The sequence below is a fragment of the Rhodococcus ruber genome (assembly GCF_016804345.1).
GTDB classification, from domain to species: domain Bacteria; phylum Actinomycetota; class Actinomycetes; order Mycobacteriales; family Mycobacteriaceae; genus Rhodococcus; species Rhodococcus ruber.
This window is the reverse complement of record NZ_CP044211.1, coordinates 4,071,917-4,091,191: the sequence shown is the minus strand read 5'-3', so window position 1 is coordinate 4,091,191 and position 19,275 is coordinate 4,071,917. Positions and strand designations below refer to the sequence as shown.

General features: G+C 72.4%; 16 protein-coding genes. 11 read left to right on the top strand and 5 right to left on the bottom strand.

Annotated elements, in window-relative coordinates; translation table 11 throughout:
* The first annotated feature begins 81 nt into the window (after positions 1-81).
* Positions 82-1,074 carry an alpha/beta hydrolase gene (locus tag F1734_RS18945; RefSeq protein ID WP_017679667.1) on the top strand — a complete coding sequence of 331 codons (993 nt, stop codon included), beginning with the start codon at positions 82-84 and terminating at the stop codon, positions 1,072-1,074.
* 274 nt (positions 1,075-1,348) lie between these two features.
* Here the strand turns inward: F1734_RS18945 and F1734_RS26460 are convergent, their stop codons facing one another.
* Both F1734_RS26460 and F1734_RS18940 read right to left on the bottom strand, forming a co-directional pair.
* Positions 1,349-1,483, bottom strand: a complete 135-nt coding sequence (locus F1734_RS26460; RefSeq protein WP_263623492.1) for a hypothetical protein — start codon at positions 1,481-1,483, stop codon at positions 1,349-1,351.
* Positions 1,484-1,779: 296 nt separating this feature from the next.
* On the bottom strand, positions 1,780-2,922 hold the full coding sequence (locus F1734_RS18940) for an acyl-CoA dehydrogenase family protein (RefSeq protein ID WP_048773479.1): 1,143 nt from the start codon (positions 2,920-2,922) through the stop codon (positions 1,780-1,782).
* 57 nt (positions 2,923-2,979) lie between these two features.
* Between F1734_RS18940 and F1734_RS18935 the strand changes: the two genes are divergently transcribed.
* Both F1734_RS18935 and F1734_RS18930 read left to right on the top strand, forming a co-directional pair.
* A complete protein-coding gene (locus tag F1734_RS18935) occupies positions 2,980-3,561 on the top strand; it encodes a TetR/AcrR family transcriptional regulator (RefSeq protein WP_010595592.1) in 582 nt (193 codons plus the stop codon).
* 18 nt (positions 3,562-3,579) lie between these two features.
* Entirely contained in the window at positions 3,580-4,146 is a 567-nt protein-coding gene (locus tag F1734_RS18930; protein WP_040272351.1) for an NADPH-dependent FMN reductase, read from the top strand.
* Here the strand turns inward: F1734_RS18930 and eccE are convergent.
* Positions 4,134-5,759 carry a type VII secretion protein EccE gene (gene eccE, locus F1734_RS18925; protein ID WP_040272353.1) on the bottom strand — a complete coding sequence of 542 codons (1,626 nt, stop codon included), beginning with the start codon at positions 5,757-5,759 and terminating at the stop codon, positions 4,134-4,136. The genes F1734_RS18930 and eccE overlap by 13 nt on opposite strands.
* A 105-nt stretch (positions 5,760-5,864) precedes the next feature.
* On the opposite strand from eccE, the gene eccB reads away from it, so the two are divergent.
* On the top strand, positions 5,865-7,319 hold the full coding sequence (gene eccB, locus F1734_RS18920; RefSeq protein WP_064066058.1) for a type VII secretion protein EccB: 1,455 nt from the start codon (positions 5,865-5,867) through the stop codon (positions 7,317-7,319).
* Here eccB and mycP read toward each other — a convergent pair.
* Positions 7,265-8,662, bottom strand: coding sequence for a type VII secretion-associated serine protease mycosin (gene mycP / locus F1734_RS18915; RefSeq protein ID WP_203010895.1), 1,398 nt, complete (start codon positions 8,660-8,662; stop codon positions 7,265-7,267). The two genes, eccB and mycP, sit on opposite strands and share 55 nt — an antisense overlap.
* Before the next feature lies 1 nt (position 8,663).
* Positions 8,664-10,124: a type VII secretion integral membrane protein EccD gene (gene eccD, locus F1734_RS18910; RefSeq protein ID WP_048773474.1), complete on the bottom strand. Its 1,461-nt coding sequence runs from the start codon at positions 10,122-10,124 to the stop codon at positions 8,664-8,666.
* A gap of 231 nt (positions 10,125-10,355) precedes the next feature.
* Between eccD and eccCa the strand changes: the two genes are divergently transcribed.
* The 7 genes from eccCa (at position 10,356) to glmM (ending at position 19,269) form a co-directional block, all read left to right on the top strand.
* Complete coding sequence (gene eccCa, locus F1734_RS18905) at positions 10,356-14,339, top strand: type VII secretion protein EccCa (RefSeq protein WP_124259049.1); 3,984 nt, start codon at positions 10,356-10,358, stop codon at positions 14,337-14,339.
* The gene (locus F1734_RS18900) at positions 14,336-15,661 is read left to right on the top strand and encodes a type VII secretion-associated protein (protein WP_010595584.1); all 1,326 of its coding nucleotides are present in this window, start codon (positions 14,336-14,338) and stop codon (positions 15,659-15,661) included. Before eccCa ends, F1734_RS18900 begins: the two co-directional genes overlap by 4 nt.
* Before the next feature lie 128 nt (positions 15,662-15,789).
* The gene (locus tag F1734_RS18895) at positions 15,790-16,131 is read left to right on the top strand and encodes a WXG100 family type VII secretion target (RefSeq protein WP_228287068.1); all 342 of its coding nucleotides are present in this window, start codon (positions 15,790-15,792) and stop codon (positions 16,129-16,131) included.
* Between the two features lie 63 nt (positions 16,132-16,194).
* Positions 16,195-16,494 (top strand): WXG100 family type VII secretion target, encoded by a 300-nt coding sequence (locus F1734_RS18890; protein ID WP_225223062.1) that lies wholly within the window; start codon positions 16,195-16,197, stop codon positions 16,492-16,494.
* A gap of 328 nt (positions 16,495-16,822) precedes the next feature.
* Positions 16,823-17,266, top strand: a complete 444-nt coding sequence (gene rplM, locus F1734_RS18885) for a 50S ribosomal protein L13 (RefSeq protein ID WP_010595582.1) — start codon at positions 16,823-16,825, stop codon at positions 17,264-17,266.
* Positions 17,263-17,769 (top strand): 30S ribosomal protein S9, encoded by a 507-nt coding sequence (rpsI, locus tag F1734_RS18880; protein WP_003938048.1) that lies wholly within the window; start codon positions 17,263-17,265, stop codon positions 17,767-17,769. The genes rplM and rpsI overlap by 4 nt, the downstream gene beginning before the upstream one ends.
* Positions 17,770-17,931: 162 nt before the next feature.
* Positions 17,932-19,269 (top strand): phosphoglucosamine mutase, encoded by a 1,338-nt coding sequence (glmM, locus tag F1734_RS18875; RefSeq protein WP_010595581.1) that lies wholly within the window; start codon positions 17,932-17,934, stop codon positions 19,267-19,269.
* The last annotated feature ends 6 nt before the right edge of the window (positions 19,270-19,275 follow it).

The window sequence follows — 19,275 nt, the reverse complement described above, 5'->3', positions numbered from 1 at the left end:
CGAACCCGCCGGTGATATGTTCCGACGAGCACGTCCCCCGGCCGGCCCGGCCGGGGGATCGGCATGTGAGAGGGAGGCACAGTGCTCGACCTGCCCGCGATCCGGCGGCGAGGCGCGACGGTCGCGGCGGCCCTGCTCGCCGCGGCGTCCCTGCTGACGGCACCGGCGGCCGCCGAGCCGGCTCCGGCCGGGGCCTACGTCGATCACGTGGAGGAGCGAACCGCGCGCGACTGGGTGTTGCACGTGTACTCGCCGTCCATGGACCGGGTGATCCCGGTCGAGGTGATCCGGCCCGCCGACACTTCCGCTGCCCGGCCGACCTTCTACCTGCTCAACGGAGCGGGTGGGGGCGAGGACGCCGCGAACTGGCGGGAGCAGACGGACGTCCGCGAGTTCTTCGACGGCAAGAACGTCAACGTCGTCACCCCGGTGGGCGGGGCCTTCTCGTACTACACGGACTGGGTCCGTGACGACCCGAAGCTCGGCCGGCACCGGTGGGCGACGTTCCTGACGTCGGAACTGCCGCCGGTCGTGGACGCGGCACTGGGCGCCGACGGTCGCAACGCCGTGGCGGGGATGTCGATGTCGGGCAGTTCGGTGCTGGCCCTCGCGCAGCAGTCGCCGGGACTGTACGAGGCGGTGGCGTCCTACAGCGGGTGCGCGCAGACGAGCAGCGATCCTGGGCGCAGCTACGTCGAAGCCGTCGTCACGATCGGGGGCGGCGAGGTCGAGAACATGTGGGGCCCGATCGGCGGGCCGGGGTGGATCGCCAACGACGCGGCGCTGAACGCGGAGAAGTTGCGCGGGACGACGCTGTACATCTCCTCCGGCGGTGGCCTGCCGGGTCCGCACGAGGCGGCCCTGGGCGGGCAGGTGGATCCGGTCGACCTACTCGTCCTCGGATCCATCGAGGCGGCCACGGCACAGTGCACCGAGCGGCTGCGACGGACCTTCGACGAACTCGGGATCGAGGCGACCTTCAGCACAGCGGCAGAGGGCACGCACTCGTGGGGATACTGGCAGGATGCGCTGCACGAGTCCTGGCCGATTCTCGCCGAGGCGATCGGCGCGTAGCGCGGTCCGGCACGAGCGACGGAAACGGCAAGGGGCGAGGTCGGGTGACCTCGCCCCTTTCGCTACGCGCGTCGAGGCTTCTCTCAGATCAGCCAGCTGAGGAAGGAGAGCACGTGGTCGACCAGGGAGCCGAGCGAGCCGAGCAGCATGGGGATTACCTCCGATGTCGATGGACAAATCCTGGACGTACGTCCAACCAAGATCTAAGTACAGGATGTCCGCTTTGCCCAGAAAATGTGACGCAGGATACCGGGGCACGGCGAGGGTTCCGAGGTCAGTCCGCGATCATCCGGAGCAGCGCCGCGAGCGCGCGGAACGGCAGCGTCAGGACCCGCAGGAACAGGACGCCGAGCTCGGCGAGTGTCGCCACCGTCTCCGCGGCGTCGGCCGCCCTCTCCACTCGGTCCACGGCTCTGCGACCCCGTCGACGATGTCTGTCCACCGGCGCACGGTAGCAGGCGGTTCGCGAAATCTGACAGGAGGATGTTTCAGATTCCGCGGCACGAGTTATCCCGGCAGTGCCGGGGTGCGCGTGCCGCCGGGGAGGACGGCCGCGCGCCCCGGCACCGCTGCGGGCCCGCGCCCCGGCTCGACCGGGCCTTCGACACCCGACGCGGCCGGGAGTTCACACCCCGGCGCGGCCGGGAGTTCACACCCCGGCGCGGCCGGGAGTTCACACCCCGGCGCGGCCGGGAGTTCACACCGTCAGCCCGCCAGGTGCCGCGCGATGACCAGCCGCTGGATCTGGTTCGTCCCCTCGAAGATCTGGGTGATCTTCGCGTCCCGCATGAAGCGCTCGACGGGAAAGTCCCGGGTGTAGCCGTAGCCGCCGAGCACCTGCACGGCGTCGGTGGTCACCTTCATCGCCGCGTCGGTCGCGACGAGCTTGGCGACCGACGCCTGCCGCGAGTAGGGCAGACCGGCGTCCTTGCGGCGCGCGGCGTCGATGTAGGTGGCGCGGGCCGAGTCCACCGCCGCGGCCATGTCGGCCAGGACGAATCCGAGGCCCTGATGGTCGATGATCTTCTTGCCGAACGCCTTGCGCTCCTTGGCGTAGGCGGTGGCCTCGTCGAGCGCGGCCTGCGCGAGACCCACCGCGACGGCCGCGATCCCGAGGCGACCCGAATCGAGGGCGCTGAACGCGATCGGCAGGCCCTGCCCCTCGGCCCCGATGCGGCGCTCCTCGGGGACGAACGCATCGTCGTAGTGGGCGGTCGTGGTGGGGATGGCATGCAAGCCCATCTTCTCCTCGGGCTTGCCGAAGCTCAGGCCCTCGGTTCCGGCGGGCACGAGGAAGCAGGAGATGCCCTTCGAGCCGGCGTCGGAGGTCCGGGCGAACAGCGTGTAGAAGTCCGCCTTGCCGCCGTTGGTGATCCACGCCTTCGATCCGGAGATCCGGTAGCCGCCGTCCACGGCTGTCGCGCGGCAGGTCAGGGCCGCGGCATCGGACCCGGCCTGCGGCTCGGACAGGCTGTAGGCGCCGATCGTCTCGCCGCCGAGCATGGCGGGCAACCACCGGGCCTTCTGCTCCTCGGTGCCGTGGGTGGCCAGCGCGAAGCACGACAGGCCGTGCACACTCACCGCGACCGCGACGGCCGCCCAGCGGGCGCCGAGCTCCTCGAGCACCTGCAGGTACACCTCGTACGGCTGATTCCCGCCGCCGAACTCCTCCGGGTACGGCAGGCTCAGCAGTCCCGCCGCGCCGAGGGCGGGGAACACGCCCTCGGGGAACGTCTCGTTGCGCTCGTGTTCGACGACCCGCGGCGCGAGAACCTTGTCCGCGACGTCGCGGGTCAGCTCGATGAGGTCGTAGGCCTCGGGGGTGGGCAGCAGGCGCTCGACGGGCACGGTGACTCCTCGCTCGGAAAATAGTACTGAGAACGATACTGCAGTACTATCTGCAGTATGACAAGAGCGGGAACCCGGCGCGGCACGGCGCGGCAGGCGCAACTGTTCGACCAGCTCGTCGCGCTGTTTCTCGCCGAGGGCTTCGCCCGCTTCACCCTCGACGACATCGCCGCCCGCCTGCACTGCTCCAAGTCGACCCTGTACGCCCTCGCCGAGAGCAAGGACCGCCTCGTCCGCGCCGCCACCGTGCACTTCTTCCGCGGCGCGACCGAGCGCGTCGAAGCCGAGCTCGACGGCCGCAGCGGCGCCGTCGACCGCATCCGCGGCTACCTCGAGGCCGTCGGCCGGCAACTCGAACCCGCCTCGGCGCAGTTCATGGAGGACATGGCTGCCGCCCCCGCCGCCCGTGAGGTCTACGAGCGCAACACCCGGCTCGCCGCCGAACGCGTCCGCGACCTCATCGCCGCCGGAGTCGCCACCGGGGAACTGCGCGACGTGCACGCCGCGTTCGTCGCCGACGTCGTCGCCGCCGTCATGGTCCGCATCCAGCAGCGCCACGTCGCCGAGGCCACCGGCCTGCCGGACGCCCAGGCCTACCGCGAACTCGCCGCCCTGCTCACCCACGGCCTCACCGCCTGACCCGCCTACCATCGGCCCATGGACGCCGAAGCCCCGATTCGTCTCGAGATCGTCGTCGCCAGCGTGCGGGCCGGGCGGATCGCGCCCGTCGTCGCCGACTGGTTCGCCGCCGCCGCGCGGCAACGCCGCGAGTTCGACGTCGGCGTGCTCGACCTCGCCGACACCCCGCTGCCGCAGGATCTGTCCGGCGGCCGGGAGGCCGAGGCGTTCACCCGGCGCATCGGTGCGGCCGACGCGTTCGCGGTCGTCACCTCCGAGTACAACCACGGATATCCGGCCGCACTGAAGACCGCCCTCGACACCGTCAAACACGAATGGCGCACCAAGCCGGTCGGATTCGTCTCCTACGGCGGGCTCTCCGGCGGTCTGCGCGCCGTCGAACAACTCCGGCAGGTCGTCGTCGAGGTGCACATGGTTCCCGTGCGCGAATCGGTCAGCTTCCACCGCGTCAAGCACGCCTTCGCCGCCGACGGCACCACCACCGACGGCGCCGCCGCCGATGCGGCCCAGCGGATGCTGACCCAGCTCGCCTGGTGGGCACGGACCGTGCGCGCCGGACAGAGCGCCGAACCCTACCCGGGCTGAGGAACCCGGCTGCGCCCACCCGCGCGCGGACGACCGAGGAACGCGGCTTCGGCGCCGACACTCACCAGCGACAACGACACCCGGCGGCCCCCAGCCGTGAGCACCACCCGATCCCCGGCCGCTCCGGGCTGCAGGATCGACACGTCCGGGCGCTCACGCGGCCACCGATCCGGATCCACGTGCACGTGGATCGCGGTCGCCCCGGCGGGAACCGCCGCCGGGCGCACACCGTCGTACACGATCGTGTCGAAACCCCGCTCGTCGCCACCGAGGCGCAACCGGTCCGGTCCCGCGGCGGCGAGCAGGGGGCGCCAGGCCGAGGCGCGATCGGTGTGGATCGCCACCCGCGCGCCGATCGCGACCGACCGGAACACCAGCTGCTGCGCCAGGTACAGCTCCCCGGCGACGTAGACGGTGCGCACGCCCCGGCCGGTCACGCGAGCTGACACGGCCGCTCCGGACTCGTCCGCCCCGACCACCTGCCCGCATCCTGTCACCGGCAGGGTCAGGGCGTCGGCGTCGCCGAGCTGCACGGTGCGCAGGGGGACCAGATCCTCGAGCCCCGCCGCGGCCGTCGGCGTCGACGCCAGCAACCCGTCCAGTTCGCGACTCCACAACCGCCGAGTGCCCGGCGTCCGGCGGCTCGGCTCGGGGGACCGGCTCGTTCCGCGCAGCACCGCCCCCACCCGCACGGTTCCGGGCTCGGTGCCGGGTCGCAGGCGCACCGTGATCGTCGCCGACGACAGCGGCTCCGACCAGACGCGGGTCAAGGTCGCCCGGTCGAGGTGACCCGGTTCGACGACCGAGGCCCGGCTGAGACCGCCGGGAAGCCGTACCGCGTCGCGATCCTCCTCGAGCAGCAGCGGATCCGCGCATCCGGTGACGGACTCCACCGCCCGGGTGATCTCTCCCGCGTCGAGGATCCGCGCGGCGTGGTGCTGTTCCGCCAACGCCCGCACGACCCGGCGCGCCGCGATGCTCACGGCGCGTGCCGCGCCCTCGGCCCCGCCGCCCCGGCGCGCCACCGCGGCCGGGCAGGCGAGGGCGTCGAACCGCAGCGCGAGCCACACCGTGCGGGTCGCGGCGGCGGGCAGCGGACCGACCAGGCTCCCGTATGCCTCGCCGGCCACGGTCTCGTCGCACGCCCGGCGGCCGTGCGCGACGACGTCGATCCCGTCGAGTTCGACGTCGTGCCGCGAGAGGCACGCGGCGATCGCCGCCAGCGGAAGCCGGCGCAGTGGATCTGCCCGGTCGCGTGTCAGCCGGGTGAGGTCGCCGCCCGTCGGCACCAGCTCCACGACCGCGACGACGGCCGAGCCGTCCCAGCACACCCCGACCGGTCCGTCGCCGGCCGCGGCGACGTCGACGATCACCGGGGCAGTACGGATCGGACGGTTCCGGAATCGCCACCATTCCCGCGACCAGTCGACGGCGTCGCGCCCCCGGACCGGGACCACCACCGACACCGCGGCCAGCGCCGCCACGACCACCGAAGCGGGAAGCGGGGCGCCGGCGGCCGCCGCGATCGTCCACCCGATCAGCGCTGCACACTGCGCCCGCACGACCCCGGCCGCGGAGCGGCGCCGTGGCCGCCGGAAAACCCCATGCTGCACGACGATTCCCCCGTTCCCCCCCGAGCGACGGCCCGGTCCCCCCGATGTTCCCCGCCGGAACTGTACTGTGTTGCGGCGGAGGGGGCGTCGTACGGGGGAGGATCGATGGGAGCGCAGCCGACCACGCGCTGGCAGGTCAACGGCTACCGGTTTCTGGTGCGCCGCATGGAGCATGCACTGGTGCGGCGGGACGTGCGGATGATCCACGACCCGATGCGGTCGCAGTCACGCGCGCTGGCGGTGGGTGCCGTCCTCGCCTGTGTCGGACTCGCGGGCTGCGCCGCACTCGCCCTGTTCCGCCCGCAGGACAAGATCGGCGATGCCACCATCGTGGTGGGTCGCGAATCCGGCGCGATGCTGGTCGCGATCGACGGCACCTTCCATCCGGTGCTCAACCTGGCCTCCGCCCGCCTGGTGCTCGGGCGGCCCGACGAGCCCACCGTCGTCGCCGACGAGGAATTCGAGACGCGCCCACGGGGTTCCCTCGTCGGCATCCCCGGTGCGCCGTCGGCGCTGGCACACGTCGCGGAACCGCTGTCGTGGACGGTGTGCGACACCGTGGCCTCCGACGGAAGCCGCTCGGTCACCACAATTGTCGCCGCCGGGGAGCCCGCCTACGGCGACCGCGCACGACCGCTCACCGACGACGAGGCCCTGCTCGTCGCGGCCGACGGCAGGCACCATCTGGTGTACCGCGGATCGCGCGCCGAAGTCGACCTGTCGGACCGCGCGCTCACCCGCGTTCTCGGCCTCGATGCCGGCATGGCGCGTCCCGTCGGTCCGGCCCTGCTCGCCGCCATCCCGGAGGTGCCGCGGCTCGAGGCTCCGCGGATCCCCGGCGCCGGCGACGAGCCCCGCTATCCGATCGGCTCGCTGACCGTCGGTTCGGTGGTCCGCGTCGCAGTGCCGGACGGGAAGAAGTTCTACGTCGTGCTGCGCGACGGTGTGCAGGAGGTGTCCGAGGCGACGGCACAGATCGTCCACTTCACCGATTCGCAGGGCGCCGCGGAGATCCCTGCCGTCCCGCCGGATCTGCTACGGGACGCGCCGGCCGTGCGGGGTCTCGACGTGGACACCTTCCCCACGACCGTGCCCACGGTCGTCGATGCCGGCGACCGCCCCGTCGGATGCCTGACGTGGACCCCGGAGGCCGCCGCGGACGGACAGTCGCGGTCCGTCGTCGAGGTGTCGGCAGGCTCGGCACTGCCGCTACCCGAGGGGGCGGTGCCGGTGTCCCTGGCTCAGGCGGACGGTGGCGGGCCCGAGGCCGACAGCGCGTACCTCGCGCCCGGCCGCGGCGCGTTCGTGCAGACCACCTCCGTCGCGCCGGACAGTGCGCGGCGCGGCGCCCTCTTCTACGTCGCCGACACCGGCGTGCGGTACGGCATCGTCGACGCGGACGCCGCGACCGCCCTGGGATTCTCCGAACCCGTGCCCGCGCCGTGGCAGATCGTCGAATTGTTCGCGCCGGGACCGGCGCTCGGGCGGGCGGAGGCGCTCGTCGCTCACGACGGCGTCGCACCCGATCCGGACCCGGCGCCGGTCGGCGCCGGCAGCTGACGCCGGCGTCGCAGCGACGCTGTCGCTCCCACGATCACGAGCACCACAGTCGCCGCGACGACCGCGACGTTCCGGGGCCGTTGATCCGTCGGCGCCGGTGGTGCCGGGGATGCGACGGCCACCGAACGGGGCACCTGCGGACGCTCTTCCGTCCACGGGGCGGTCACCGCCGCGAACGGGTCGATGACGCCGTGTCCCACCCGCGGATTCCAGCCCTCGGCCGGCGCGTGCGCCGTGGCCTCGATCCGCAGCGCGACGGCGCGGGCATCGAGATGCGGAAATCGTGCCCGTACCAGCGCGACGGTCGCGGATACGAGTGGCGCCGCGAAACTGGTGCCCGACAACGGAATCGGGCCCTGTGCTCCCCGATAGGCGTCGACGAGGCCGTCCGCGGTGGGATGCAGGGAGACCACACCGCTGCCGGGTGCGGCGACATCCACCCACGGTCCCGGCAGGCTGAAGCTCGACGGTGAGCCGTCGGGCTCGACCGAACCGACCGTCAGTACGTAGTCGTCGTACCAGGCCGGCGAGGCCACGGTCGTGACCGCACGCCAGGGATCCTCGCCCGGGCGGAGCGGATCGAGTCCGTGCGGATTCGACCCCCGGCAGCGCTCCTCCACATTCCCGGCGGCGGCGACGACGACGGCGTCCTTCACCTCCGTCGCGTACCGCACCGCCGCCCCGAGTTCGGGGTCGTCGATCCCTTCTGCGGCCGGAGCGCAGGCGACCTCGGAGATGTTGATGACGGTGGCGCCGCGATCCGCGGCGTGGCGCACCGCCATCGCCATCGTGCGCACGTTGCCGTAGCCGGGTGACGTGCGCGCATCCTGGTCGTCGGCGTCCGGCCGGTGCGCCGAGAAGTGGCGGCTGGACTGGCGCACGGTGAGGATCCGCGCGTCCGGGGCGTCGCCGGCGAATCCCGACCCGGCGACCGGGCGGGCCGCGACGAGTCCCGCCACCAGGGTCCCGTGGGCGTCGCAGTCCTGCGTCCCGTCGCCCGAGGAGACGTAGTCCCCACCGGGGACCAGCCCGGGCAGCCTGGCGTTCCGGCCCACTCCGGTGTCGATCACCGCCACGAGCTGGCCCGCGCCGCGTGTCAACGGCCACACGGCCGGAAAATCCAGGAGGCGTTGCGGTTCCGGGATCGAGGCGGTGTCGTCGACGGTGGCGACGGTGGTGCACGGCGAACGTTGCGCGGTGTCGTCGACGGGGCCGGGCGCCGCGGGGGGAGGCAGGCTCCCGGCATCGGCGGGCGGGGGCTGCGCCCCGGCGAACGGGGCCGTGCCGAAGGACGAGGTCGTCAGCACCAGAGCGACGAGGAAGAGACGTGCCCCGCGGGCCACGTCAGATCCCGCGGACGGCGGCGTAGAGCCCCGTGACCCAGCAGGCCAGCGGCAGGACCGTCGCGATCGTCGCGTACTCGACGAGCTCGGCGGCGCGCCGCTGCACCGGAGTGAACGAGCGACGCGGGGCGGCCACGCCGAACACCAGCGCTGCGGCCGCGACGCCCGCGGCGAGGGCGAAGACCGCGACGGGCGGCACGGATCCGCTGATCGCGGCCGCGGCGAGCAGGGCTACCGGCACGGATGCGCCGCCTGCCACCAGCAGCGTCGCCTGGCGCGCGTCGGTATAAGTGCGGCCCCGCAGCATGATCACCGCCGCAGCGGCGAGCGCCAGGGCGGTGCCCGGTCCGACGGGGTCGTCCCCGGACAGCGGGGCTGCCGCGCACCACGCACCGGCGACGGTCAGAACGGCTCCCGCACCGACGAGACCGGTGAGGTGGTCGCGTGCCCGCGCGGCGGCCGCCGCGAGCTCGCCCCGATCGGGCAGGGACCGGTCCTCGCCGTCCGGGCCGTCCTCTCCGTCCTCGATCCGGGGTGCTCCCGCGCCGGGGCCGGGTACCGGGGGCAGCGGCAGGTCGGCGAGCTTCATGGCGAGCCGGGGAGCGAACGTCACGGTCAGCATCGCCGTGACGACGACTCCGGCTCCGACCGCGGACGCGGGGATTCCCGAGGTGGCGACGAGGAAGGCGGCCGCCGCCACCGCGGCGACGGCGGCAACCGCGGTGAAGGGCACCCGTCCGACGTCGGCCGAGACCAGGACCAGGGTTGCCGCGGCCCCCGACAGGACCGCACCGAGCATCGAGTGTGCCGGTCCGAAGGCCCCCGGCACCACGAGGATTCCGGTGACGAAGGCGGCCGGCACCGCGCAGGCGCACAGCAGCGCCACGGGGCGACGGTCGTCGCGGGCCCGGCCGAGCAGGATCCCGGCGAGCAGGAGCAGGACGGCGAGTGCGCCGCAGCCGGCCCCGGCGGCAAGCCGTCCCTCCGGCGCGGAAAGGCGCAGCAGAGCCCCCGCACCGACCGCCGTCGCGGACAGGGTGACCGCTGCCGCGACCGTCGCCGCCGCGCCCGGCGACCAGCGGCCCGTCCCGGCCTCGTCGGCGGTCGCGACGCTGTGGGTCACGTCGTCGAACAGCGGGGGTGGCGCCGGTGTCGACGCGTCCTCGAGCACGAGCAGATCGCCGTCGCGGACGCCCTGCTCGTGCAGACTCAGTGCCGCCGCGAGCCGCGACGAACCGAGGCGGGCCAGCGCCCATGCTTCGGGCTCGACCCGCTCGACGGAGGGGTCGAAGTCGTTGACGGCGCGGTGACTCGCGACGAGGTCGACGACGCCGGGCACGATCAAGGCGACGGGCACGTCGCCGGGCAGGGCGAGATCGACCTGTGTGTGCCGTGCCAGCACGGTCACCCGGCAGAGTTCGGGTGGGTCGATCCGCCCCGGTTCGGTATGCGCAGCCGTCATCGTCCATCCCCCCGTCGTCCCCCGACCGTGCTTCGGTCCGGACGGGCTCGCTCGCCCGCCCGGACCTCGCGGAGACGATACGACATCGCCTCGCGCAGACGCCGTCGCGTCCGCCTGCATGCCGATCCATCCGGTGTGCGTTACCCTTCGTCGACCGTGGGGGGACGGCCGTCGCGAGGACGGCTGCCGTGGTGGGGCGGTGGGGGTGGGTTCGTGAGCACAGTGCGGTTCGTGGGGACAGTGCGGTTCGTGCGCAGGCCGCGGCGCGAGGTGCCGCGCGTACCGGTGGGCGAGGTGGGAATGCAGGCCCCGCCGGAGATTCCGCGCTCGACGCCGGGCAATCTCCTGGCGAAGTTGCTGCCGGTCGTGATGGTCGCGGCGATGATCGGCATGGTGGCGCTGATGTTCGGTTCCGGGGCGGCGCGGAGCCCGATGTCGCTCGTCTTCCCGCTCATGATGGTCGTCTCGATGGTCGGCATGTTCGCGGGCAGCCGCGGAGGCGGAGCGAAAGCGGCGGAGGCGGACGAGGATCGAAAGGACTACCTGCGGTATCTCGACGGTCTCCGGCGGGAGGTCCACGACACCGCGGACCGGCAGCGGCGCGCCCTCGAATGGACGCATCCCGACCCGGCCGTGCTGTGGACGCTCGCGGGGACGGTACGCATGTGGGAACGTGGCGGCACCGACGCCGACTTCTGCCACGTCCGGGTCGGGCTCAGCGGCCAACGTCTCGCGACCCGGCTGATCGCTCCCGACACCGGTCCCGTCGAGGACCTCGAACCGGTGGCAGCCGTGTCGCTGCGGCGGTTCGTGCGCGCGCACTCGGTCGTGCCGGCTCTGCCGACCGCGGTGTCGCTGCGCGGGTTCGCGGCCGTGTCGTTCGGCGGCGACCGCCGCACGGCACGCGATCTGGTACGCGCGATGCTCCTGCAACTGTGCACCTTCCACAGCACGGAGGTCCTGCGAATCGCCGTCGTGTGCGGGCCGGACACGGCTGACGAGTGGGACTGGGTCAAGTGGCTGCCGCACGTGCAGAACCACGAGATCGTCGACGGGGCGGGTAGCGCCCGCGCCGTGTTCGGGTCGGTCCGCGATCTCGAGGCCGCATTCGCCGACCGCCTGACGGGGCGCGGGCGATTCGCCCGCAACGCGGCCCCGGTCGACGGTGTGCCCCAACTGGTGATCGTGATCGACGGGGGCGTACACGGCTCGGGTTCGGGGATCCTCGACGACGGACTCGACTCCGTCACGATCCTGGACCTGTGCGCGTCGATGCCCGTCGCGGCGGCCTCCCGCGGACTCGAACTCGTCGTCGGTCCGGGACGCCTGGGTGCCCGCGCCGGCGAGCGGGTGGAGACCTTCGCGGTGCCGGACGGAGCAAGCGTGGCGCAGGCACAGACGGCGGCGCGGCGACTGGCGCCGTACCGAGCCACCCACCGGGCCGCCGAGTCCGGTGCCGGTGAGAATCGGCCGGACCGGTGGGAGGAGCTGCTCGGGCTCGGCGACGTCGCACAGTTCGACCCCGGCCGGGCATGGTCGCCGCGGCGGGGGCGCAACCGGTTGCGGGTCCCGATCGGAATCGGAACCGACGGCACACCGGTCGAACTGGACCTGAAGGAGGCCGCCGAGGGTGGCATGGGCCCGCACGGATTGTGCATCGGCGCCACCGGCTCGGGAAAATCGGAGCTGTTGCGAACCCTGGTACTGGGTCTGATCGCGACGCACGCCCCCGAGTCGCTGAATCTCGTTCTCGTCGACTTCAAGGGCGGCGCAACCTTTCTCGGACTCGAGTCGGCGCCGCACGTCGCGGCGGTGATCACCAATCTCGCCGACGAGCTGGCCATGGTCGATCGGATGAAGGATGCCCTCGAGGGCGAGATGAACCGCAGGCAGGAGCTTCTGCGTGCGGCAGGTAACTTCGCGAACGTGGGCGACTACGAACGCGCCCGCGCCGGCGGTGCAGCGCTGGCACCGTTGCCGGCGCTGGTCGTCGTCGTGGACGAGTTCTCGGAGTTGCTCACGCAGCAGCCGGACTTCGCGGACCTGTTCGCCGCGATCGGCCGGCTGGGGCGGTCCCTGCACATGCATCTGCTGCTCGCCAGTCAGCGAATCGACGAGGGCCGGTTACGCGGACTCGACAGTCATCTGTCGTACCGCATTGGACTGAAAACCTTCTCGGCCAACGAATCCCGAAGTGTTCTCGGCGTCCCCGACGCCTACCACCTGCCGCCCTCGCCGGGAGCCGGATACCTCAAGTGCGACTCGGCGGAGATCGTGCGGTTCGCTGCCGCCTACGTGTCGGGGCCCTACGAGCGTCGCCGCTCGGACCGGTCGGTGACCCGGCACGGCACTGCAGCCGCCCGGCCGCGGCTGTTCACCACCGCGGAAGTGCCCCTGGCGCAGCCCGAACCCGTTCCCGAGCCGGTCGAGCCCGGCGACGATCCCCTCCCTGCCGAGGAAAGCCGCTCCGTGCTCGATGTCCTCGTCGCGCAGGTCCGCGGCCACGGCGCACCCGCGCACGAGGTCTGGCTGCCGCCTCTCGATGCGGCGCCGAGCCTGGACCGGCTCCTTCCCCGGTCGTTGCTGACCGGTGACGTGCTGCCGCGGAGCATCCTGCGCACGCCGATCGGCATCGTGGACCGCCCCTTCGAGCAACGGCGGGATCCGCTGGTGGTGGACCTCTCCGGCTCGGCCGGCAACGTGGTCGTCGTCGGAGGACCGCGCTCCGGCAAGTCGACGATGCTCCGCAGCCTCGTCCTGTCGATGGCGATGACGCACACGTCCGAACAGGTGCAGTTCTACTGTCTGGACTTCGGCGGCGGGGCGCTGGCCGGCCTCGCCGGCCTCCCGCACGTCGGCTCGGTCGCCAACCGGCTGGACGCCGACCGCGTCCGCCGGACGATCGCCGAGCTGACCGCCCTGCTGCGGCGCCGGGAGGGCCGATTCGGCGAACTCGGCCTCGAATCGATGGCCGAGTTGCGCCGTCGCCGGGCCGGCGGCGGGCCGGGTGCGGACGTGGACGCCTTCGGCGACGTGTTCCTCGTGATCGACGGCTGGCCCAGCATCCGGCAGGACTTCGAGGCCCTGGAGCCGCAGGTCGCGGTGCTGGCCGCCCAGGGGCTGTCCTTCGGCATCCACGTGGTGCTCACCGCGCCGCGCTGGGGTGACGTGCGACCGGCGATGCGGGACCACCTCGGGACCCGTCTCGAGCTGCGCCTCGGTGATCCCGCCGACTCCGAGTACGGCCGTAAGAAGGCGGCGGCGGTACCCGAGGGCCGGCCGGGCCGGGGCATCGACCGTGACGGGCTGCACGTACTGGCCGCGCTGCCGCGGGTCGACGGCAGCTCCGAGACCGTCGATCTCGCCGCGGGACTGGCGGACGCCGTGGCCGCCGTCGCCGCGGCCGCACCGGGTCGCCCCGCCCCGGTCGTCCGGATGCTGCCCGACCTCGTCGATCGCGCCGACGTCCTGGCCGCCCTCGGCGACCGGTGGGCCGCCGGCGGCGGCGCGGCCGGGGAACGGCGGCTGTTCGTGCCGCTCGGCATCGACGAGGCCGAACTGGCCCCCGTGGGGATCGACTTCGCCGAACAGCCTCACCTGCTCGTCTTCGGCGATTCGGGCTGCGGGAAGACGACGGTGCTCCGCGGCATCTGCCGCAGCCTCATGGAGTCCCGCACGGGGGCGCAGGCCCGCATCATCGTCGGGGACTACCGGCGCACCCTGCTCGGCGTCGTGGAGGGGGACCACCTCGGCGGATACGCACCGTCCGCCGTGACGTTGTCGGCGATGTCCCGCGACCTAGCGGCGGTGTTCGAGCGGCGGATGCCCGGTCCCGACGTCACCCAGCAGCAGCTGCGGGAACGCTCCTGGTGGTCGGGACCCGAGGTCTTCGTCGTCGTCGACGACTACGACCTCGTCTCCGCCGCGAGCCAGTCGCCGCTGACGCCCCTGCTCGAATACCTGCCCCAGGCCAAGGACGTCGGGCTGCACCTGGTCCTGGCACGCCGCTCCGGAGGGGCCGGGCGGGCACTCTTCGAACCGGTCATCGCGCGGCTGCGGGAACTGTCGTCGGCCGGTCTCGTGATGAGCGGCAACCGCGAGGAGGGTGCACTCGTGGGTACCGCGCGTCCGCGTCCGATGCCGCCCGGGCGGGGCACCCTCGTGCAGCGCGACGGGGAGACGCTCGTGCAGACGGCCTGGCTGCCCCCGCAATGAGCGACGTCCGCACGCTGCATATGCAGGTCGTCCCGGGACGGATCCACGCACGGTGGGCCGATCGGACCGTGACGATTCCCGCCGCGGCGCCCGAGCCCCGTTCGGACGACGATGCGCACCCGGCCGCCCTGCTCGGGTACGCGGCGGCGACGGCAGGGGCACCGGACGATCTCGACACCGTGACGGTGGTGCATCCCACCGAGTGGGGCGAACGTCGTCGAGCGCAGCTGCACACGGCCGCGCGGCAGGTCGCGCGGCACGCCGTCCTCGTGACCGCCGCGGTCGCCGCGCGCCGCACCGCGCCGCCGGGCGACGGCGAGCGGTACGCGGTCGTGGAGGTCGACGGCGCCGGTGTGACGACGACGGCGCTGACCACCCCCGACGGCGAGGTCGACCGGCTCGCCCGGGATTCCGACCTGGACGAGGGGCTGCTGGACTCTCCGGCCGGGGCCCGCCGGCTCGACGAGCTGATACGGAACGTGTGTGGGTCCGTCGATCCGGACGTCGTCCTCGTGACGGGCAGTCCGGGCGAGCCACCCGGAATGCCGCTGTGCGAGCGCATCGCCGAGCGGCTCGGCCGTGGCATTCGGGTGCTACCGGTCGCAGCGTCCGAGATGCTGGCCGCGGTGCCGGATCCCGGCCCCGAGCCGCCGGCGGACGCGGCGGCGGCACCGCGCTGGCTGCACACCGAGCCGGCGTCCCGGCCGGTCGGCCGGATGCGTCGGGGCGTTGCCGTCGTCGCAGTCGTCGCAGTCGTGGCCGCCGTGGCAGCCGTGGCAGCTGTCGGCCTGGTGTGGACTTCCGGGCACCGTGCGGACCTGCACGAGGAAATCGTGAACGATCCCGCCGCGGGCGACGCGGGCGGCGTGACCCCGGGGACGAGATCTCCCACGCCGAGGGCTCCTTCGGTGCGGCACGTGCTCGGGCCCGTCCGGCTGGAGCTGCCGGAGGGGTGGGCGCTTCGTGGCCCGGCCCGTGCCGACCGTGCCGAACTCGTCCCGGTGGGCGGGAGTGATCGCCGAATAGTGCTGGTGCACAGCATTCTTCGTCGTCATCTGGACTTGGCCGGCGTGGGGGAGGTGCTGGCCCGCCGCGCGGCCGAACGAGGCGAGGTGATCCGCGACCTCGACGCCGACACCACCTTCGCGGACCGTCCGGTGATCGCCTATGTGGAGGCGCCGGACGACTTCTCGCTCGTGCGCTGGTTCGTCGTGGTCGAGTCCGGCATCCAGGTCGCGGTCGGATGCCAATTCCTCACCGGCGAATGGTCGGGCATCAAGAACGAATGCGAGCAGGCCGTGCACACGGTGACGGTCGCGTAGCGGATCGCCTCGTTCGCCGAGAAGGGAACCTGACGGCCCGGCACTGCGTCCAATCGGTGTAGGCGCGAACCGCTTCGGCCACGGGGGTCCGAAGGGACACGGAACGCGGAACTGCAGAGGAGACAGGCGTGACGCAACCAGGGCAGGGCAGTTCGAATCGGGTGGCGACCGACGTCGCGACCATGGAGACGGCGGCGCGGCAGATCGAGGACTCCCACGGAGAGCTCGAACAACTGCTCGGGGCGCTGCGTACCACGGTCTCGTCGTCGCCGGACGTGTGGCAGGGCCGGTCGGGAATGGCGTTCACCGACGTGATGTCGCGATGGGACCGCAGTGCCCTTCAGCTCAACGAGGCGCTGGCCGCGATCGTCGCCGGCATCCGCACCAACGGCCGGGCGTACGAGGGCACCGTCGAGGCCCAGGCGCAGTCGCTGAACGTCCTCGGCGACAGCCTCCACGGCACCTACTGACCCCGAAGGTCCGGCACCGACCGGACCCGATTCCGTCCGCACGACCCGACCCGAGGAGAACGAATGAGTGGACCCGATGTGATCCGGCAGGACTTCGGTGGCATCGACGACCTGCATGCGCGCGTCGTCGGGCTGCAGCGCGGCATGAACGACACGCTCGACCGGATCAGATCCCAGGTCGAACCGCTGGTGCAGACCTGGGACGGGCAGGCCCGGTCCGAGTACCACGTCACCCAGCAGAAGTGGGATCGGGCGTCCGCCGACCTGAACCTGCTGCTCGACCAGATCGCCGTCGCCGTGGCGCGGGGCAACGACGAGATGCGCAGCGTCGAATCCGAGCTGGCACGGAGGTGGCAGGCCTGAGACGACCCGGGTGACGAGCGACGTCCCGGTGGTGGAGAGGCCGCCGGGACGTCGTGCTGTGTCGAACGGGCCGGGTGCTGTGTCGAACGGGCCGGGTGCTGTGTCGAACGGGCCGGGTGCTGTGTCGAACGGGCTGGATGCTGTGTCGAACGGGTCGAGTGCTGTTTTGACCGGGCGGACACGTCCCCGGTATCGTGTCCCGTTGGCGTGTCGTACGTCGTCGTTGCTTCGTGCGCGGCGAACGTCGCTTCTCGGGTCCCAACTGGCCGCCGAGGGTGATCATCGACGACGCGCGGGCCAGCAGCGACACGATAGACGAGGAAGATCTGTGTCTACGTACACACCGAAGGCCGGCGACGTGACCCACCAGTGGCACGTCATCGACGCCACCGACGTGGTGCTCGGCCGCCTCGCGGTGCAGGCGGCGAACCTGCTCCGCGGCAAGCACAAGCCCACTTTTGCCCCCCACGTGGACGGTGGCGACTTCGTCGTCATCATCAACGCGGACAAGGTTGCCGTCTCCGGCAACAAGAAGCAGGACAAGCTCCTGTACAACCACTCCGGCTACCCGGGCGGCCTCCGTTCCCGCACCGTCGGTGAGGTTCTGGAGAAGAACCCGGACCGTCTGGTGGAGAAGGCCGTAACCGGCATGCTCCCGAAGAACAAGCTCGGTCGCGCGATCGCGAAGAAGCTGAAGGTCTACGCGGGCCCGAACCACCCGCACACCGCGCAGCAGCCGGTGCCGTTCGAAATCAAGCAGGTGGCGCAGTGACCGAGAACGTGAACGAGAACTACAGCGACGAGTACACCGACACCGAGAACGTCGAGGTCGCCGCGGACGAGTACGTGGCCGAGGAGGCCGCTGTCGCTCCTGCGCCGATCGTGTTCGACCGCCCGGTGCAGACCGTCGGCCGCCGTAAGGAGGCCGTCGTCCGCGTCCGCCTCGTGCCCGGCACCGGCAAGTTCGTGCTCAACGGCCGCACCATCGAGGACTACTTCCCGAACAAGGTGCACCAGCAGCTCGTCAAGTCGCCGCTGGTCACGGTCGAGCGCACCGAGCAGTTCGACGTGCACGCCCGCCTGCACGGCGGCGGCCCGTCGGGTCAGGCAGGCGCCCTGCGCCTGGCGATCGCCCGCGCGCTGATCGAGGTCACCGCCGAGGACCGTCCCGCGCTCAAGCGTGCCGGCTTCCTCACGCGTGACCCGCGTGCCACCGAGCGCAAGAAGTACGGCCTGAAGAAGGCCCGTAAGGCACCGCAGTACTCCAAGCGCTGATGTGCCGCCGACGCTGACCTCGTCAGCCTCGGCACCTGTTCGACCACGAGAGCAGGCGCCGGTAGAGAATTCGCTACCGGACGCCTGCTCTCGTGCATTGACGTACTTTTTGCGACAGCAGGCGGCGCAGGCCGCATTTCTCGACGTGGAGGACTTTGCTCGATGGGTCGGATGTTCGGTACCGATGGCGTGCGAGGCTTGGCGAACGCCGAGCTCACGGTCGAACTGGCGATGCGACTCGCCGGAGCGGCCGCGACCGTGCTGGCGAACGGTGCCGAGGGGCGGCGCCCCGTCGCGGTGGTGGGCCGCGACCCCCGCGCGAGCGGGGAGATGCTCGAAGCCGCGGTGACCGCGGGTCTCGCGGCGGCCGGCGTCGACGTGTTGTCGGTCGGGGTGCTGCCCACTCCGGCGGTCGCGTTCCTGACCGACGCCTACGACGCCGACCTCGGCGTGATGATCTCCGCGTCGCACAACCCCATGCCGGACAACGGCATCAAGATCTTCGCGGCCGGCGGCCACAAGCTCGACGACACCGTCGAGGACCGCATCGAGGCGATGCTGCACGGTGAGGGCGTCGTCGCACGTCCCACCGGTGCGGGTGTCGGCCGGGTGCGGACCGCCGCCGACGCGGCCGATCGCTATCTCGCACACCTCGCGTCGGCGCTGCGTACGCCGCTGACCGGACTGACGGTGGTCGTGGACTGCGCCAACGGCGCGGCGTCGCACGTCGGACCGGCCGCGTACGCCGCGGCCGGGGCCACCGTCGTCGCGCTGCATGCGGAACCGGACGGGCTCGACATCAACGACGGGTGCGGTTCGACCCACCTGGAGGGTCTGCGGGCCGCGGTCGTCGAGCACGGCGCCGACCTCGGTCTCGCCCACGACGGCGATGCCGACCGGTGCCTCGCGGTCGATGCGACGGGCGCCGTCGTCGACGGCGACGCGATCATGGCGATCCTCGCCCTCGGGATGCGGGAGGCCGGCGAACTGCACGACGACACGCTCGTCGCCACCGTGATGAGCAATCTGGGCCTGCACCTGGCGATGCGCGAAGCCGGGATTACCGTCGTCACCGCCGGGGTCGGTGACCGCTACGTGCTCGAGGAGCTGCGGCGCGGTTCCTTCAGCCTCGGCGGCGAACAGTCCGGTCACATCGTGCTGCCGGCGCTGGGCACAACGGGTGACGGGGTGCTCACCGGTCTGCGTCTCATGGAGCGGATGGTGGCGACGGGATCGTCCCTCGCGGACCTGGCCGCCGTCATGCGCACTCTGCCGCAGGTGCTGGTGAACGTCCCTGTGTCCGACAAGTCCGCGGTTGCCGAGGCACCGGCCGTCGCCGACGCGGTAGCCGCCGCGGAACGGGAACTGGGTGAGTCCGGCCGGGTGCTGCTGCGCCCGTCCGGCACCGAACAGCTGGTGCGGGTCATGGTGGAGGCCGCCGACGACGCACTGGCCCGCGCGCTCGCCGATCGCCTCGCGGGAGCTGTCGCCGCCGTCTGAGGCGCT

What these genes read in the sequence shown, in the direction of transcription:
- F1734_RS18935 (WP_010595592.1), top strand. Translation starts at nt 2,980, where the DNA reads ATGACAAGAGCGGGAACCCGGCGCGGCACGGCGCGGCAGGCGCAACTG.
- F1734_RS18930 (WP_040272351.1), top strand. Translation starts at nt 3,580, where the DNA reads ATGGACGCCGAAGCCCCGATTCGTCTCGAGATCGTCGTCGCCAGCGTG.
- eccB (WP_064066058.1), top strand. Translation starts at nt 5,865, where the DNA reads ATGGGAGCGCAGCCGACCACGCGCTGGCAGGTCAACGGCTACCGGTTT.
- eccD (WP_048773474.1), bottom strand. Translation starts at nt 10,124, where the DNA reads ATGACGGCTGCGCATACCGAACCGGGGCGGATCGACCCACCCGAACTC.
- F1734_RS18900 (WP_010595584.1), top strand. Translation starts at nt 14,336, where the DNA reads ATGAGCGACGTCCGCACGCTGCATATGCAGGTCGTCCCGGGACGGATC.
- F1734_RS18890 (WP_225223062.1), top strand. Translation starts at nt 16,195, where the DNA reads ATGAGTGGACCCGATGTGATCCGGCAGGACTTCGGTGGCATCGACGAC.
- glmM (WP_010595581.1), top strand. Translation starts at nt 17,932, where the DNA reads ATGGGTCGGATGTTCGGTACCGATGGCGTGCGAGGCTTGGCGAACGCC.